This window comes from bacterium Scap17, assembly GCA_013376735.1.
Classification (GTDB): Bacteria; Pseudomonadota; Gammaproteobacteria; order Pseudomonadales; family Halomonadaceae; genus Cobetia.
Map to the genome: position 1 here is coordinate 1,541,049 of VINJ01000001.1, position 17,227 is coordinate 1,558,275.

Below are 17,227 nucleotides of genomic sequence, written 5' to 3' on the forward strand. Positions count from 1 at the left end.
AGGGTAGCAGGGCGCTGACTTGGCACGTCAGGCTGTAAATCCATTCAGTGTGACTGAAAATGCGAAGCACATTTTCTTGCTGGATGGCCCTTGAGCGCCACAGTCACTAGGCTTTTGGCCCTGGTGACGAGCACGAAACAGGGCTGTCGTATGTTGACAGTGCTTACTCTTTCGTCTCGATTGTGCGACGCTTGTGTCGTTTCTTTGCACATTATCATATATTGGTTACGTGCTGTAGTTAACACTGATGTGCTTCTCGTAAGCACTGCGGTAGCCGTGGGTGCGGTGTAGTTGTAGTGCCTTGGTAGAGAGGGAAGCTGATAACTGATAATTGCCTCGTAGATATATTGATAAGTTTTGTCCCCATTGAGCAGGTATAAGCGTCTTCGATTGACTAGTGCCAGAGTTTCACGATTTTTATGGTAAGTGAATGTTAAAAAGTATTATACGGTGGTGGTATCGCCCTGAACAGTCTTCAGGTTATGTGAGTTATCTGAAGACGATTGAAAACAATAAGATTTGTTATGAATTGAGGTTCTTCCCCGGAGACGAGGGAGGGCTGCCTGCATTGAAGGAATATTCTGCCAAGCCTTTGTTCATCACGTATCAAGAAGATGGTTGGGATGTGGAACAAACGCTTCTGGACCATTTCAGTCGGTATGCAGCCCGTGTAGATAGAGGCAAGCGTGCAGATCGGTATACGAGGCGTGATCGATGCGGAGCTATGTTTTATAAGGATGTGCTCGGCTTGGATGATCAGCTACATGTTGAAGCGGAAAAGGCTCAAAAAGAAGCTAGATTGAAAGAGGAGACGAATGCCAAAGAAGGGTGTTTTTCTTTGATAATTGCGATTGCTCTGGCACCTTTTACTTTTGGGCTTTCATTGCTTTTCGTGTTTTATAGCGGATCTTGTTTAAGAGAGTCAGCGAAAAGCAAGGCAAAAAAAGAACAACATAGGGGAACTACAAGACCAGTTCACCCTGAAGATATACAATCTCTGTTGAGTGTATTGATTGACAATAAGGTTTCATCATAAAATTATTTGTATTGCTCCAAGGAGCCCTATCTGCCAGCGTAGTTGTCACCTAAACGGATTGAGAGGTGATCAACGTGCGTTATTCCACAGAGCGTAAGGAAGCCATCCTCAAGAAGATGGCGCCGCCTATGAGCATGACCATCCCGGAATTGGCCGAACAGGAAGGCATCACTGCAACAACCCTCTACAATTGGCGGAAACAGGCCAGAGAGCGAGGACAAGTTTTGCCATCACGTTCCACCCAGCCCGACCAGTGGACCAGCCAGGAGAAGTTCCAGATCGTCCTGGAGACGGCCCCGATGAACGAGGCCGAACTCAGCGCCTATTGCCGCGAGCGTGGGCTCTACCCCGAGCAGGTGGAAGCCTGGCGGGATGCCTGCATGAACGCCAACGACGACGTGGCAGCGCAGGCCAAGCAACAACGCCAGGCTCGCAAGGCGGAGCAAAAGCGGCTCCGTAAGTTGGAGCGCGAGCTGCACCGCAAGGACAAGGCCCTCGCCGAGACGGCGGCCCTGTTGACCCTGTCAAAAAAAGCCGAGGCGATCTGGGGCACGACCCACGACGAGGACGACTGACCAGCCTCCCGGATCGCCAGCGCATCGTGACCCTGGTGCAAGACGCCCAGCGTGACGGGGCTCGGCTGGCCAAGGCCTGTCAGGTGATGGGCATCAGCGTGCGGACCTACTACCGCTGGGTCGCAGAAGGCGAAGTGACGGCGGACCGCCGTCCCGACGCCGATCGCCCGGAACCGGCCAACAAGCTATCTCCCGAGGAGCGAAAATCGATCGTGGCGTTGTGCAACGCTCCAGAGTACCGAAGCCGCCCTCCGGCCTTCATCGTGGCCGATCAGGCTGACAAGGGCCGCTATCTGGCCTCTGAGTCGACGATATACCGAGTGCTTCATGAATATGATCAGCAACATCACCGGGGTCGACAGCAGGCCCCTCAGCGTAAGCGCCCACCGACCACTCACCAGGCGACGGCGCCGAACCAGCTTTGGTGCTGGGACATTTCGTGGCTGCCCGGTCCCGCGCGCGGCACTTGGTGGTATCTGTACCTGATAATGGACGTCTTCAGCCGCAAGATCGTCGGGCACGAGATCTATGAAACAGAGACTGGCGAGCTGGCCGCTGAGTTGATCCAGAAAGCCTGCTGGCGAGAGCGCCTGACAGATCGTCATAAACCCTTGATTCTGCATTCAGATAACGGCAGCCCGATGAAGGCAGCGACCTTCCTGGAAAAGCTCTATGACCTGGGCATCACTCCCTCATACAGCCGACCGCGAGTCAGCAACGACAATGCCTTCGCCGAGTCGGCCTTCAAGACGCTGAAGTACCGGCCGGGCTTCCCCATCGACGGGTTCGCCACCCTGGCCGAGGCTCAGGACTGGGTTCAGCAATTTACCGAGTGGTACAACCATGAGCACCGGCACAGCGCCCTTCGCTACGTCACGCCGAGCCAGCGTCATGACGGCGAGGCCAAAGGCATTCTGACGCAGCGCCGAGAGGTCTTCGAGGCCGCGAAGCAGCGTCACCCGGAGCGATGGTCAGGCGACATCCGAAAACTCGACCTGCCGGAGATAGTGCATTTGAATCCGGAGCGGGATCCGATACCGCAGGCAGCAGGATTTTAAAAAGCCAGCACCACTTCATGTGCCAACTATGTTGACAGATTCCGGGAGGGAGTTATGAAGGATTTAACTAGAGTCATTCCTGAGTCAGGTGAAGTATTGCGGATATTAGTCAGGCTTACAGGCTATCGACCATATTTCGAAAATATAGGGGGAGATAAAGACCTTGACGATATGTCAAATGGCAGTCGTCCAGGGAGTAATTTTACTCTATTTCAATATTCCCAGAATACATGGCTTCGTGCCTTACAAGAGGACTGCGGAATTGAGTGGCATAATCTCGTCAACTCTTACTTTCAACAGCACATAAAGAAATTGCAAATACTTTCACGTGAAGTTGATACTACTGGATTAATTTCATCCAAAGCCAAGGTTGTGCTACAACGATCAGTAGTAACGCCGGAGATTTCTGGTTTCATTCGCCGTGCAAGTAACGAAACACAGTTCCATATTCCTGTATTCTGGTGGGATCAACCATTTGCAACATGGTTGAGTATAGTGTCAGATTATAGCGATCTATCAGGAGCACAGCTAGTAGAGCGCCTAGAGAGTCATCTGGAGGTAGATGCGCGAACGTTGGAGCGTTGGAGGCAAGGAGGGACTATAGGTGCATCGCTCTGGCCTTATCGTCATGCGGTACAAGCTATGCTTATCGACACGCACTTGGATAAGAAAAGGATCGAGCAACTTACCGGGTGGTTAGTTATATCGGTCGCGCTGCAGTCGATATCTGAGAAACTACGTGCTGATATTGCTAAATACTTTCAGACTACAGATGTCAATTCCCTGAAAAGCGATAAAGAAGTCATAATGAGCATGATGCAGGAGGCGGCTGACAGGCGTTGCCTCGATTTGCGCTATCAAATAAAAGCATTATTTGACGAAATTGAACAACTTTTCAGTAGTCCTTGCAAGAATGAGAGGGACATCCGTATCCGGCTAGATTGGTTGCGTGCGGCCTATGAGAAATATGGCACAGATCAGGTTATAGCGTATGAATATTTATGGCTTTGGTTATCTGCTCGTTTGGAAGCTCACCTTGGGCACGAAGTTTTAGCATCAAGACAATATGGTGAAGCCTGTGAGCAGGCGTGGGGGCGAGCAGGCCCCAATCAATGTATCCTTATACATGAGGCGCTATGCTATTCTGTTGGAATGGGAAAGAAGGTCAAAGCTGAACACTACTGGGATAAAGCATATCTTCTTGGTCTGAATGAATTACCTAAGAAACCGTTGGATGAACAAGAGATGCGACGTCTATCATTTGAATTTGAACGGCGTTTTTCACCACAAAAATCCAAGTCGCGGATTCCACCTGCAGTGCGGACGATAGTGAATGACAGTCCCTTCTCAATCACATCCAAAGATCTGTTGAATCCTAATCGAAAACGAGCCGTGGCCAACGGTAGAATACGCTATACACCACTGATGGATGCCGTCATGCAAGGCTCACTTGCAGATGTAAAAAAAATGATAGCAGCTGGCGGTTGCCCTAATGTTTTTATACCTGAGTCAGGTGATAATGCTTTGATAATAAGCCTCCGGCGAGCCTATGATTCTGGTAATTCAGATATTTTAAAATATATCTTAAGCTTGGACCTCACACCAGATACAGTCAATAGGCCTGCCTCTACCAAGCGTGAGACACCTCTCAAGATAGCACTGGAAATGGCAGACCTGACTATTGTTGAAAGGTTGATTGTCTTGGGGGCTAATATAGAGAACCCATGTTTTACTTCTCCAAGCGCACTCGTCTATGCAATGGCATTGCTTCATCAAAGCTTACCCTCAGGGAAAGTACTTCATTCCCAAGACTATTACTCGGGGCGCGTACCAGGTGATGCATTCGATGCCAAGGGAGGCGCTATCTTGGATAGTGAACTGCAGGGTGTGCGCCAGGCAAGGCGATTCATGATCGACGAGGTTTGGAAAAATAACGTTATTGAAGCGCTTCGTAAGCACTACGATCGACCTGTTGCCGCACGTAAAGAAGTGGTCATGACTCTGCTCAAGAATGGCGCCAACCCGAATCAGCGATACAAGGCTGCCAACGATGGAAAGTCGCGTTGGACGCCAATGCTTTTTGCCGCTCAGCTCGGTGATCTCGAGATAGTGAAAGTGATGATCGATAGCGGTGGAGACCCTTGGGCTTCGCTGGAAGAAGCTTCCCCAGGCAACGAAAAAAATGCTCTATGGATTGCTATCAAAAATCAGCAACACGTGGTTGCCAAGCACCTTGAGGGGTTGCGTCATCAGCCCAAACCTTGACTGAACACTTTTCGATTTTTTTTTCGGCTGTCTGACGGGCGTGGAAATCACCCTCTGTTGCATAGTGCAAGCACACTATGTGATGAGGGCTTCTCATGTATTTCAGTAAAGACAAGGATATCAACCAATTGACGCGAAAGCTGGTCCAGCTTGGCTGGACATACGCCAAAGGACGGCATTACAAACTCTATCCACCCAAGGGCACCGGCATGGTTATCGTGCCTACTACGCCAGGTGATCGACGAGCCTTTCAAAATTTCCGACACGATGTGCGTCGCTGTGAGCACGCAAACGCAACTGGTTATCAAAAGCAGTATCAGGAGGTGTCACAATGACTCCTGTGATTCTTGTATCCTTGGACTGGAGACGCCCTCAGGACGGTAAGACCGGTTTGGGGATTGGCTCCATTGCGGCCGCACTTCAAGATAACCAGGTGTCGTGTCAAATCATTGAAACACAGATCAACTCTCCCAGCTTCTCCCTCGACTCAGTGCTGGAAGAACTTAAGTCAGCAATCGCTGCGGCGGGAATAGATTGCTTGGTAGGTTTCGGGACCTATGTCTGGAATGACTCTGAAGTGCAGCAGTTGATTCAGCGGGTTGCTGATACTGAAGCGAAAATAGTGTTGGGTGGTCCGCAAGTTTCGTATATGCCAGCAGGGCAATTGGAAGAGACATATCCTGGTGTTCATTACTTCGTTCGTGGTCAAGGCGAGATGGCCATGGTGTCATTGGCCCATGGTGAGTTTCCAGACGATTGTGGTATTCATGTTGCCGGCACGATAGATCATGGTCGCAGGGCGGATCATGATCTATTGTCTTTGCCTTCACCTTACTTGTTAGGAACCGTAGAGCCTAAAGCTAGCATCCGCTGGGAGACTCAAAGAGGATGCCCGTTCAAATGCTCATTCTGTCAACATCGTGAACCTGGCAAGAGGCTACATCATCAGCGTTTTGACGTAGAGCGTCTTGATAAAGAGCTGGCACTTTTTGCAGCTTATGGGGTCAAGCGAATTTCGATATTGGATCCGATATTTCATACTAATCCAGCGCGAGCTATCGAAGTTTTGAATAGTATCAAAGCTGCTGGTGTTACAGCACAGCTTGCGTTGCAATGCCGCTTTGAAACTTGTACTCCAGAGTTTCTGGATGCACTTGAAGGGCTTGATGTGACACTGGAATTCGGGCTTCAGACCACTATTGAAGCTGAGTATCGTGCTATCTCGAGACCTAATAATATGGTCATCGTTAAAGAGAAAATCCGTGAGCTACACGGGAGAAATATTGATTTTGAGGTTTCACTTATCTATGGGCTCCCTCACCAGACATTGGATAGCTTTCGGGCTAGTGTCGACTGGTGTTTACAACAAGAGGTTCCTAGAGTTCGCGCATGGCCCTTGATGCTATTGCGTGGTACCCCCCTCTATGACCAAAAGGATCAATATGGCTATGTTGAGAGTGTTGATCAGGCGATACCGATAGTTATCGCTAGCAATAGCTTTACTGAAGAAGAATATAAAGAGATGGCCAAGATTGCAGACTCCTTGGAGGAGTCATGAGATGGGAAAATTTATCGCTATCGAGGGAATGGATGGTGTGGGTAAAACCACAATAGTACGAGAATTAGCCAATCGATTTTCTGGGCATGCCATGTCAACTCCTGGAGAAGGTTTGGCCAAGAGTCGTCAGGCAGTGCTGGAGGCTTTAGCAGATGACGAGCTTGCGAAAGCACTATTTTATATGGCGAGTGTCTCCAGCCAAGGTAGAAAAGCAGCGTATTTGGTAGAGCAGGGGAAGTGGGTCTTCATGGATCGTTATTGTGCCTCTACCCAAGCATATGCCAAGGCCAGAGGGGTCAAATCTGATCTGTCAATTTTGTTTAAAGATATGGTCAAGCCAGATATGACTGTTCTTCTTCTCTTGGGTGAAGCGGAGCGTCAGAAGAGACTTGGTCATCGAGGCTGTACACCTGAAGACCAGGAAACTCTCGATCCAGATTTTCGTCACTGTGTGTCAAATGAGCTTAAAAGTCGTGCCGATATAGCGATTAATATAGACGGGATGACAATAGATGATGTTTGTACAAAGCTAGTGGGATTGATAAGTGATTCGCATATAAACGAGATCAAATGCTCTTTGTTCGATCTCTAGTTGGAGTAACCGTGGCTTGTTGTTGGGAGTGATATTTATAATGACATTTTGGTTAGGTCAGTAAAGCCAAGTGATCAAAATTTTTGCATCGCATGACAATTGGCTGCATGATTTTTGGTTAACCTTTAGTAGGTTATGTGTAAAGTTTGATTGATTACTCATAATCCTTTGGTTTGTATTATTTTGTTTTGTAAATTAACCATTTAAAGAAAGACATGAAATTGAAGGAGATATAAGGTGTTTCTATTTTCTTGGCGGAAGTTTTTTCCCTATATCTGGGTTTTGCCAGTCATAATTGGTATCGTGCAGTTGTCTCCCAGAGCATTCGAAGCTGCTGAAATCTTGTTGTTGAATGATACTTACAAGCTGGCAAAGTATCGGCTTTCATCCTTGCCTTCTGAACAGTATGAAAAACAAATACAGCTCGCTATTGAGGGCAAGGATATAGAACTTGCTGACTCTATAGTTTTGTTGGCTCAACAACAAAACGTGATGCTCGATTCAAAAATCCTGGAGGACCTTGAGCAGGAAAAAGGCTTTTGGGAAACGTCTACAAGGGTTGGTCAAGACATATGGTCGGGAGTCAGCACTGGAGAATCTGTCGGAGCGGCGGGATTGAGTGCTGCCATCGTTAGTGATATGACTTCTATTGGAGATATACGAGACTTTGCCAGTGAGATAAAGCGTTGGCCAGACCAAGATAATGTAGTATTGGTTTTTGCTGGCACAGGGATCTTGATGACAGGTGCTACAGTAGCGAGTGTAGGTGCTGTAGCACCCCTGAAGGCAGGTATGTCTATAGTAAAGTTGGCTAAAAAGACTGGAAAATTAAGTAAAGGATTGTCTGTTCAGATAAAAAATATAAGCAAAGATGTAATCGATAAAGAAATGCTGGCCAAGGTTTCAAGTAAATTTAGAAACATGACTACCTCTCAGCTCGTTGATGGGCGTTACTGGGATGATTTGACTGGTTCTGCAAGTAAGATTATTTCCATGAACAAAGCCAATCAAGTTTTAGGTGTTGCCGGTAGTATAAAAAATATTAGATCCAGGGCGAGTTTAAGAGGTGCGTTAGATGCTCTAAGCCGAGCGGATAGCATTAAGGGTATAAAACGGCTGGAGATATTGTCAGATAAGTTTAAAGGTGCATTTCGTGGTACTTTGAAGATATTGCCTGATATTGCGAAAGGCGTCTATAGAGTCTCAATGTTGCTAATGGAGATGATTATTTTGGTGATTTCAATGATCACATCTTTAATTTATATTGCATGGGTAGCCGTTAAGATGTGCAAAATTATCTTTAAGGGTAGGATAGGTGATATAGGTACTGTTTGAAAGTTCAGGGTAATACTGCATAAATCCTGGCGTTGGTGCCTGGTTGTCACCACGGGGTGGAATCAGGCGATACCGCTACCGCCTAATGAGCCAGCCGATCAAGCAACTTTCATTCCCAAAGGGTTGTGTCCACATCAGCGGCGGACCCATCGAGATATGCTGTAGAACGACTGGCGTGCCTTGAGGTAGTGGGGGGCCGATAAGGGTGAGCCGCAGGAAAGCAGCTGCAGAACGGGACTGCGCGCCTGGGTGACAAGGATGAGAGTGATGAAAAATGGCCGTCGTGAACTCTTCACGATGGCCATTATTGTTTGCGGCGGTGTCAATCACTGTCACTTTGCTGAGAGGGCTTATTAACATCCACTTCCTCGCGTGATTGACGACGGTGGCCTTCGAAGAGGCAGGTAATTGCGCAGGACCATGCAAAAAGATGTGAAATGAGCGGAAAAGTACGCGATCAGCCATGCGCTCAGACACGAGACGGCTGTCAGCTTGATAATATCTTCCGAGGATAGCCTGTAAGCCAAGGTGGCTCTCGGTACCGGGCAAGTCATCAAATATGACGATGAAGTCTCAGAGGCGTAGTGACAAATGGAGTGTCTGGACAAGCGCGCGCTTTATCTGCAGGAAGTCAGCAGTTGTGGTGGGGTTCGGGCGGCAGCGGAGCATCTGGATGTGAATCCTTCTGTCGTGACGCGTCAGATCCGGAGTCTGGAGAATGAGCTGGGCGTGGCGTTGCTCGAGAGAAATGGCCGCCACGTATTGCCAACGGAGGCGGGGAGACTGGTGCTGGAAAGTTATCTGGCACAGCGGCAACTCAACTCTGAGCTTCGCGATACGCTGTCCCGCTGGAAGAATCTGCAGACAGGGCAGGTCACTGTCTCTGTCGGTGATGGTTTCGTGGACAGCTTCATCAAGTCGGTGCTGAGTACCGTCGCAAAGCGTTATCCGGATGTGATGATCGATATGCGGACCGGCATCTATGTGCCGCGTGAGCCTCATGAGATGGTCTTGCATGATGAGGTGGATATCGCGGTGACTTATGGACCGGTAGTAGACCCACGCCTGGTCGTGCATTCCTTTGCCCGCGGGCCTCTATGTGCGCTCGTGGCAAGGGACCATCCCTTGGCAGATCATGAAAGCGTCTCCGTGGCGGAGTTGGCACGTCACAAGTTGATCTTCCTGCCGGAGGTTTCGGGGTCGCAGCGTCTGGTCAATGACATCTTCCGTACGGCAGGCCAGGTTGCGACGCCTTCCTACCGCTGCAATCTGCATTCCATCTCCCGTCGGATGGCCTGTGCAGGCGTTGGTGTCGCCTTCATGACGGCAGCCGCTGCACATGAAGAGGTCTCGGCGGGACTCCTGTCTGCCGTCCCCATCGAGCATTCTTTGGCAGAGGCGACCCAAGGCAATCTGGTACGCAGAGTCGGCAGACGGCTGACGCCGGCTGCCGACTATCTATGGAAGGTGATGATGGGGATGCACTGACTCAGCTCGCCATCATGTAGACCCCCGGCCCGATGGCCCAGCCCAGCGAGAGCCATAGCATCAGGAAGGCCGACCAGGCGATCAGGAAGCCAAGCGCCAGCGGGAGCATGGTGGCAACGAGGGTGCCGAGGCCCATTTCCGGTTGATAGCGCTGCATGTAGACCAGCGCCACCGAGAAGTAGGGGCTCATCGGCGAGATGATGTTGGTACTGGAATCCCCGATACGGAACATCGCCTGCACGAAGGCAGGGTCGAAATCGATCATCATCAGCATGGGCACGAAGACCGGTGCCATCAGCGCCCATTGCGCGGAGCCGCTCGTCATGAAGATGTTGAGCACTGCAGTCATCACGATGAAGGCACCGACCAGCGGAAGACCGGTAAAGCCTGTGCTCTGCAGGATATCGGAGCCTTCAATGGCAATGAACTGACCCAGCTCGGACCACTTGAAGTAGGCGATGAACTGCGAGATCGCGAAGAACAGCACCAGTGTCGGGGCCAGCTCGCTGGCAGATTCCGCCATCTTCTTTGGCACATCGCGACTGCTGGTGATCTGGCCGACAGTCGCGCCGTAGACCAGGCCAATCAGTACGAAGTACAGGAACATCAGCGGCACGAGGGACTTGAGGAACGGAGAGGGGATCAAGCCACCATCGGCATTGCGCAGCGGTGAAGTCTCAGGCAGCACCGCGATCAAGACAAGTGCTACATAGGCCAATGTGGCCAGACCGACGCGCTTGATGCCGGTCCATTCTTCAGGCTTCAGCTCAGGCTTTTCGCCCTGTGCCGTGAAGTCCTTGCCCATGGGCAGGACACGTTGCAGACGCGGCTCCACCACTTTGTCGATGATGAGAGTCCCGACAATTGCCAGCACGAACACCGAGCAGGCGACGAAGTAGTAGTTGTCGACAGGGGAAATGTAAGCCTCGGGGTCCACGAGCCTGGCAGCATCCGTGGTGATACCGGAGAACAGTGCGTCGCCTACGGTCACGAACAGACTGGCATCGTAGCCGGCGCCGGCAGCTGCATAGGCTGCCGCAGCGCCAGCGATGGGATGACGGCCCACGGAGTGGTACACCATTGCTGCCAGCGGGATCAGGATCAGATAGTTGGCATCCGAGGCGATACTGCCGCAGATACCCGCCATGAAGATGCAGAACGTCAGCAGTACCGGGGGCGCTTTCGCGACGCTGACCTGCATGAGCGTGGACATGAGGCCGACCTTGTCAGCCAGTCCAATCCCGAACATGACGACCAGGATGAGCCCCAAGGGCGGGAAGTTGATGAAGTTGCTGACCACGCTGGTCAACATGAACTCCAGGCCCTCCGGTGATACCAGGCTACGCACATGTACCACGGCATCGCTTTGCGGATTGACGGCAGACACGCCGAGTAGGTCCAGCACCGCCGAGGCGACGATGATCAGTCCTGCCAGAATCGTGAACAGAATGAAGGGGTGAGGGAGCTTGTTCCCTGTACGTTCGATGGATGCGAGAACGGCTTGCATTGTTGTTGTCCTTGTTATGTTGATTTGACCGACTTGTTCAATCGCGTGCCAGCAAGTCCTTGGCCAACGACAGGAAGACACCGCCCGCGACCGGCAGGATGTCGTCATTGAAGTCGTAATGCTCGTTGTGCAGGTAGGCACTGTCGCCGTTGCCGACGAAGAAGAAGCATCCGGGGATTTCCCTGAGGTAGAAGGCGAAGTCCTCAGCGCCCATGGTGGGCATGTAATCCAGCTTCTGGATGTCATCACTGACTTGATGGTGACGAGCGATCTCGAGGACCTTGTCAGACCATACGGCGTCATTGAGGAGAGGGGGGATCTCAAGCTCATGCGCCATTCGGTAGCTGGCGCCATGCGCGCTGCACACGCCAGAAATGACTTGTTCAAGTTGACCGGCCAGTGCATCCCGCGAGGAAGTGCGGTCACTGCGGATATTGATCAGGATCTCGGCTTCGCCAGGGATGATGTTGGCCGCATCACCTGCATGAAAGGCGGCTATCGTAATGACGCCTGCTTCCAGCGGCGATTTGTGACGTGCGACCAGTCCCTGTAGTTGCTGAATGATCGAGGTGCCCACGTAGATCGCATCCACTGCCAGGTGCGGCATGGCGGCATGCCCGGTTTTCCCTTCGACAGTGACCCGGAAGGTGTCGTTACCCCCCATGGCCGGGCCGGGCTTGACGAATACCTGGCCGGCCGGGAAGTTCGGACGATTGTGGTAGCCGAATATCGCGGAGACTTTCGGATTCTCCAGCACACCTTCTTCGATCATCCGCGCTGCGCCATTGCCGCCTTCCTCCGCCGGCTGGAAGATCAGCTTCAGATGCCCGGACAGGGTGCCGCGCTGCTCCATGATGGCCTCAGCCGCCAAAAGGAGTGTGGCGGTATGGCCATCATGTCCGCAGGCATGCATCAGCCCACGCTTGGTGGAACAGTGTGAAAAGGTGTTGGCCTCATCAATCGGCAGCGCATCCATATCGGCGCGAAAGGCGATCACGGGCCCAGGACGTCCAGTGTCCAGTTCCGCCAAGACACCTGTCTCCGCAATACCCTCGGTGACCTGGTAACCCAGCTCGCGCAGTCTCTCTGCGACCACCTTCGCTGTCTGGGTCTCCTCGAACTTCAGCTCGGGGTGCTGATGGAAGTGGTGCCTGAGTGATCTGGCCGTCTCTAACTGACTGTCGGTAAACATTGATTGTCCTTGTTCTAGTTTAGGAACTGCTTGACTACGCTAGAACAAGGCGGGAGCACGAAGGGAGACCAGAGAGCGTCGTGTTTGTTGACCTGAGTGCAACGAATACCAGAGGGCGCTCATTTTGCTGTGTCTCAATCTGCTGGTGTAGCGGACGAAGGCGATTGCCGATGATGCATTCTGTCTTGCACAGCTCGGCCTAGTGGGGTCTGCAAAAACCAGCTGATCGGCACGCGCAAGAAGCGCTGCCTCGATAACCTATTCAAGAGGTTGGGCAGACGTGTCTACGCAGGGTCGGGTATCGCCCATTCGATGGTTTAAATTCCATGCTAAAAGCGGCCTTAAATGACGATTCTGATCTTGAAGGTAAACCGACATGGTTTATTATTTGTCTTAGAAACGGAACTTAAGGTCGCTTTTCTACATGAAAATAAACCAGTTGCTACAGAAGATCCCGCGTGACGCCGTCGTGACGACCGCCTGGCTGGCGTCACACGGCGTCACCTCGGATCAGGCGCGTAAGCTGGCCAACAGTGGCTGGCTGCAACGCGTGGGGCACGGCGCTTACTGCCAAGCGGGGGAGCCTCTTACCTGGGAGAGCGCTGTTTTCGCCCTGCAGACGAGCGGCGACACGGACTTACCACCGCTGTGGCCGGGTGGCCAGACGGCCCTGGCACTGCATGGCTTTGCCCACTATCTGCCCATGGGGGAGAGCACAACGCACCTGTATGGCAAGGAAGCCGTTCGGCTGCGCCGGTGGTTGAGTGATGCCGAGTGGGCAGGGCCGTTGGTGCTCCACTCTGAAAAGGGTCTGCCACCGCAGCTTCCCGGCAGTTTCACGGACTACGCACCGGATGGCAGGGCTTTCAGCTTGCAGGTATCGACCCCCGAGCGAGCGGTCCTGGAGTGGGTCGCCGTGACGCCGAATGAGCTGCTGTTCAGCAGTGAGCTGGTCGACACCTTCGGCGGGCTCAATACGCTGCGTCCACGCCGGCTGCAGGCATTGCTGGAGGGGTGCCGCTCGGTGAGAACCAAGCGGGCCTTCCTGGTGCTGGCTCGCCACGCCGGGCATGCCTGGTACGCTCGCCTGGAACCACGTCGACTGGACCTCGGCAAAGGCAAGCGCCAGCTCTGCCAGGGCGGCAAGCTGGACAGGGAATATCACGTGACGGTGCCGGAGGCGTTCCTGCATGCCGATTGATGCTCGCTACCACGAACAGGTCAGGCTGCTGGTCTCGCTGCTGCCGTTTTTCAATGATGAGCCGTGCTTCGCCCTTAAGGGCGGTACGGCCATCAACCTATCCGTGCAGCCATTACCCCGTCTATCGGTCGATATCGACCTGGCCTACTTGCCGCTGGAGCCCCGTGACGAGGCATTGCGCGCTGCAGCGATTGGCAGAGACTTTCAGCGCCCGACTGCCAGGTGTGCAGGCCGAGCTTCAGGATAATCGCCGGGACGAGCTGAGGATCTTGGTGCGTCGAGGTCGCAGCCAGGTGAAGGTAGAGGTATCGCCGGTGCTGCGTGGCACTCTGCACCCGCCTCAGGAGCGCGATATCGTGGAAGCTGTGGAGGATGATTACGGCTTCGCGGCGGTGCAGGTGGTGTCACTACCGGACTTGTATGGCGGCAAGATCTGCGCCGCGCTAGATCGCCAGCAGGGAGCTATGGCGATTTTGGTTTGCGGGGGAAGATAGGAAGGGGGGGCGTAACCTGTTGATTGATCTCGCCAGATCACAATCAACAAGAACTGGTTGCGCTATGGGCGATCCTACTTCCCAGTCGCTTTCACAACCAGAAGCCGAGATTTCCGATCTACTGCACGAACTGCTGCGCCATGGGGTACGAGATCTGATTGCCAAGGTGGAGCGGAATCTGTCAAGATGCATTATATTTTTTTAATATAAATCAAAAGATTCGTAAATCAATGAAAAAGTCAAATGCTTTATATGCAGTCATCTTCCTGCTTGTATTATTATCATGCTGCTTGGCCATCTGGGTTTACTATTTAAAAGAAGGGAAGGATTTACTTAACTTTATTATATCCATGGTAGGTTTTTGTATTGCATTGCTGGCTTTATTCATTGCTTTACGTACTTATACCTCAATTGATAGTGTGAATAATATTACTAAAATGGATGGTAATATACTCGACAACGAAAGGTATGTAGTTTCGTTGCCTGAACTTATAGATAAGTTCAGGTCTAAAAATGAGATTCAATTGGAAGGAGAGCTATTTGAGTCTATCGAGTTGAGATTAAAAAAATATTCCAATACAGCTGTGTTGTTTGCTGAAACTTTACAGTATTTGATTGACGTGATTGTAATTTTTCCTGCGATTTTTAACGCAGTCAATACTGACAAGGAATACTATAAGAAACGTATGGATAGAATCCTAACGATGATAGATAAAAAGCGTGATTCTCTTCACTCAGTCAGTAGGGGGAATTCAATTCAAATTACTGAGAGCATCAAACTCTTCAAAGCGGTTGTTGCTTATCAAAAATTTGTTGCTGATAATAACTTTAATGTACATGCTAGCCTTCTTCATGTTCGTGGCCCGATATTGCGTAATTCAGTAACTAGAACAATCTATCATAATTATCTGGGATTGTATTATAACAAGAAGGGCATGCATTTACTGAGAGAGTCTTTGTGCACTGCTTCAGTTGATATCTTATCAGTTGCAGGGCTTGCTCTTGTGGGCTCAAAAGTCAAATGGCTACTCCCTTCAGTTAAAGCTGATGTGCTCATGTATTTGTGGTTTGCATGTGATCACTTTGATAAAGCGCTTGAGATATCAACGGAAGATCTTATGTGGCCAGGGTTTATTAATTATAATAAGTCTAGAACGTTGTATTTTATAAATATGATCTCTGATTCAACAGAAAACTGGGTCGATGCCATGGATGCAGCAATATTATATCGATCTAGATTAAATGTGCTTATAGATGAAGTGCTGACCGAAAATCGCTCTGATACACCAAAAGTGATTAATACACATTTGAAACATTTTTTTACTCATCAAGAGGAGCTTGCTCGACTAGTGAAATTAAACTTAATTATTTCTGATAGGGCAAGAGGTATAAAGAAACATTCTATGCTCTATAGAGGGGCAAACATAGATAATCTTCAGAAGCAACAGCTAGTTGAGCTGTTTGTAAATTGTGATAGTTTTACTAAAATAGAATCTTACCAGAAAGATGTTATTCAAGCTCTTTTCTAATCTCGATATGGGTTGATGGATTGTTGAGTTTCGATTTTCGACTTTTCGATGTTTTATGTTGACGTAGTTATTGCACTTTGCATCTTTTTTCGATTTGGTAGTAAAAGTAAATAGACGCCAGCCACGTTATCTTGTTAGCATTTGCGAACTCGTGGCTGACATATTTTCTCTGGTGAAGATCTGATACTCAGTCTATGTCCCATGCTTGTTTCAATCTCGTCACGGTATGCTCCCATTTCGGTGTTGTGGGCTTGCAGATAGTGTTCTGATTACCGAATAGGCCGACTTCGCTAAATGCTTGCGAGGCACTGTACGAAGTGATCCAGCGGACTGGCACGAGATATTCCGCTGCCTCTTCATTATTTTCATCGAAGGTTCGGTGGAGTTGTGGGTACGCGGTAGCTGTGGCAATGTCGTGGAGTCTCTGAATCCCTTGATCGGTCTGGACTGTGAAGTGCTCGCCTCGGCAACGCTCTCCGGTCACCTCAGCCACGCCTACGTAGCCGGTCTTGGGGATGTTGACCCAGACACGGTCTCCCTCTGAGAGCATCGCGAGAGTCTTCGAGTACCAACCGGCACCACCACCGGCAATGAAGCCATAGCGACGCGCCAACTCCCATGGACGGTTATCGCCGAAGGAGGCGTAAAACTCGCCATTCCAAGGCTCCTTGCGTGTGACCGGCAGCGGTGGCTCGTCCGGGTCGATCATCCAGGCACGACTCAGATAATGATTTCCCTGGTCCTCGAAGGCGCTGAAGAACATGGCGTTGATCGAGAGCTGGGCATGTTCGTTGAGATAGTTGATGATTCGTTCGCTGCTGGCGTCGAGCTGAGTGGCCACGACGACTAGTTGGTGATTTTCGTTGAGGGTGACGCTGTCTAGCGTGATACCGAACTTGGCCTCAAAGGCGTCCTCGAGAGACATATGAGAGCGCTGATAACGTTGGGCAAAGTTTTGATAGATTTCTACCAGCTGGTAGTCGGCCAGGCTGACGACCCAAGAGGCATAGTCGATGCCCTGAGCCACCACGTCGCGGGGTGTCTTGTCGCGCTTGAGTTCGATGACGATAACTGTGCCGTCGGCAGCAATCGCCAGCAGGTCAATCAACTTGTTGAAGTCCGTGCGTACCTGCCGGCCGATCAACAACCAGTCCCGATTGAGGATCGAGACATCCTGCATGATCTGCTCCTCTAGCAGCCCCTCATCCGCTAGCCCAGTGGGCCGCAGCTTTTCGGCATCTCGCCTGCAGTACCTGCCAGTTTCCAGATTCCTTGTTCTATAGCCATCAGGCGCCTCCTGCCGTTTGTTAAAGAAAGCGTTGCCTCACAGAAGGCTGTGCCCTACCTTGGGTTCCAACACGGCCCCCGCCTCTTGGCTCTCACGAGCTTACGCGGGG

General features: G+C 51.0%; 11 protein-coding genes and 2 pseudogenes. 10 read left to right on the plus strand and 3 right to left on the minus strand.

Going from position 1 to position 17,227, the window contains the following annotated elements; genetic code table 11:
* Nucleotides 1-430 precede the first annotated feature (430 nt).
* The 7 genes from FLM52_06675 to FLM52_06705 all read left to right on the plus strand — a co-directional run bounded on the left by FLM52_06675 (nt 431) and on the right by FLM52_06705 (nt 9,907).
* Nucleotides 431-1,036, plus strand: a complete 606-nt coding sequence (locus FLM52_06675) for a hypothetical protein (GenBank protein NVN55477.1) — start codon at nt 431-433, stop codon at nt 1,034-1,036.
* 116 nt (nt 1,037-1,152) lie between these two features.
* A protein-coding gene (locus FLM52_06680) for an IS3 family transposase (protein ID NVN55478.1) occupies nt 1,153-2,669 on the plus strand; the annotation gives its coding sequence in 2 pieces (ribosomal slippage) (nt 1,153-1,579 and nt 1,579-2,669; 1,518 coding nt in all).
* 54 nt (nt 2,670-2,723) lie between these two features.
* Nucleotides 2,724-4,934 carry an ankyrin repeat domain-containing protein gene (locus FLM52_06685; protein NVN55479.1) on the plus strand — a complete coding sequence of 737 codons (2,211 nt, stop codon included), beginning with the start codon at nt 2,724-2,726 and terminating at the stop codon, nt 4,932-4,934.
* A 331-nt stretch (nt 4,935-5,265) separates the two neighbouring features.
* Complete coding sequence (locus FLM52_06690) at nt 5,266-6,492, plus strand: radical SAM protein (protein NVN55480.1); 1,227 nt, start codon at nt 5,266-5,268, stop codon at nt 6,490-6,492.
* A gap of 1 nt (nt 6,493) precedes the next feature.
* Nucleotides 6,494-7,084, plus strand: coding sequence for an AAA family ATPase (locus tag FLM52_06695; protein ID NVN55481.1), 591 nt, complete (start codon nt 6,494-6,496; stop codon nt 7,082-7,084).
* Between the two features lie 237 nt (nt 7,085-7,321).
* Nucleotides 7,322-8,419, plus strand: coding sequence for a hypothetical protein (locus FLM52_06700; GenBank protein ID NVN55482.1), 1,098 nt, complete (start codon nt 7,322-7,324; stop codon nt 8,417-8,419).
* A 591-nt stretch (nt 8,420-9,010) separates the two neighbouring features.
* Entirely contained in the window at nt 9,011-9,907 is an 897-nt protein-coding gene (locus tag FLM52_06705) for a LysR family transcriptional regulator (GenBank protein NVN55483.1), read from the plus strand.
* A gap of 1 nt (nt 9,908) precedes the next feature.
* Here FLM52_06705 and FLM52_06710 read toward each other — a convergent pair whose 3' ends face one another.
* Both FLM52_06710 and FLM52_06715 read right to left on the minus strand, forming a co-directional pair.
* Nucleotides 9,909-11,414 carry an AbgT family transporter gene (locus FLM52_06710; GenBank protein NVN55484.1) on the minus strand — a complete coding sequence of 502 codons (1,506 nt, stop codon included), beginning with the start codon at nt 11,412-11,414 and terminating at the stop codon, nt 9,909-9,911.
* Between the two features lie 37 nt (nt 11,415-11,451).
* Complete coding sequence (locus FLM52_06715) at nt 11,452-12,606, minus strand: amidohydrolase (GenBank protein NVN55485.1); 1,155 nt, start codon at nt 12,604-12,606, stop codon at nt 11,452-11,454.
* Between the two features lie 424 nt (nt 12,607-13,030).
* Between FLM52_06715 and FLM52_06720 the strand changes: the two genes are divergently transcribed.
* From FLM52_06720 to FLM52_06730, 3 genes and pseudogenes are all read left to right on the plus strand, one after another.
* The gene (locus FLM52_06720; protein ID NVN55486.1) at nt 13,031-13,807 is read left to right on the plus strand and encodes a hypothetical protein; all 777 of its coding nucleotides are present in this window, start codon (nt 13,031-13,033) and stop codon (nt 13,805-13,807) included.
* Nucleotides 13,797-14,262: pseudogene (locus FLM52_06725) on the plus strand (nucleotidyl transferase AbiEii/AbiGii toxin family protein). Before FLM52_06720 ends, FLM52_06725 begins: the two are co-directional and overlap by 11 nt.
* Nucleotides 14,263-14,531: 269 nt before the next feature.
* Nucleotides 14,532-15,830 carry a hypothetical protein gene (locus FLM52_06730; GenBank protein NVN55487.1) on the plus strand — a complete coding sequence of 433 codons (1,299 nt, stop codon included), beginning with the start codon at nt 14,532-14,534 and terminating at the stop codon, nt 15,828-15,830.
* Between the two features lie 187 nt (nt 15,831-16,017).
* Here the strand turns inward: FLM52_06730 and FLM52_06735 are convergent.
* Nucleotides 16,018-17,117: pseudogene (locus FLM52_06735) on the minus strand (hypothetical protein).
* Nucleotides 17,118-17,227: the final 110 nt, after the last annotated feature.

Coding starts and splice junctions, on each gene's coding strand:
- FLM52_06675 (NVN55477.1), top strand. CDS start 431: ATGTTAAAAAGTATTATACGGTGGTGGTATCGCCCTGAACAGTCTTCA.
- FLM52_06690 (NVN55480.1), top strand. CDS start 5,266: ATGACTCCTGTGATTCTTGTATCCTTGGACTGGAGACGCCCTCAGGAC.
- FLM52_06715 (NVN55485.1), bottom strand. CDS start 12,606: ATGTTTACCGACAGTCAGTTAGAGACGGCCAGATCACTCAGGCACCAC.
- FLM52_06710 (NVN55484.1), bottom strand. CDS start 11,414: ATGCAAGCCGTTCTCGCATCCATCGAACGTACAGGGAACAAGCTCCCT.
- FLM52_06730 (NVN55487.1), top strand. CDS start 14,532: ATGAAAAAGTCAAATGCTTTATATGCAGTCATCTTCCTGCTTGTATTA.
- FLM52_06720 (NVN55486.1), top strand. CDS start 13,031: ATGAAAATAAACCAGTTGCTACAGAAGATCCCGCGTGACGCCGTCGTG.
- FLM52_06695 (NVN55481.1), top strand. CDS start 6,494: ATGGGAAAATTTATCGCTATCGAGGGAATGGATGGTGTGGGTAAAACC.
- FLM52_06685 (NVN55479.1), top strand. CDS start 2,724: ATGAAGGATTTAACTAGAGTCATTCCTGAGTCAGGTGAAGTATTGCGG.
- FLM52_06705 (NVN55483.1), top strand. CDS start 9,011: ATGGAGTGTCTGGACAAGCGCGCGCTTTATCTGCAGGAAGTCAGCAGT.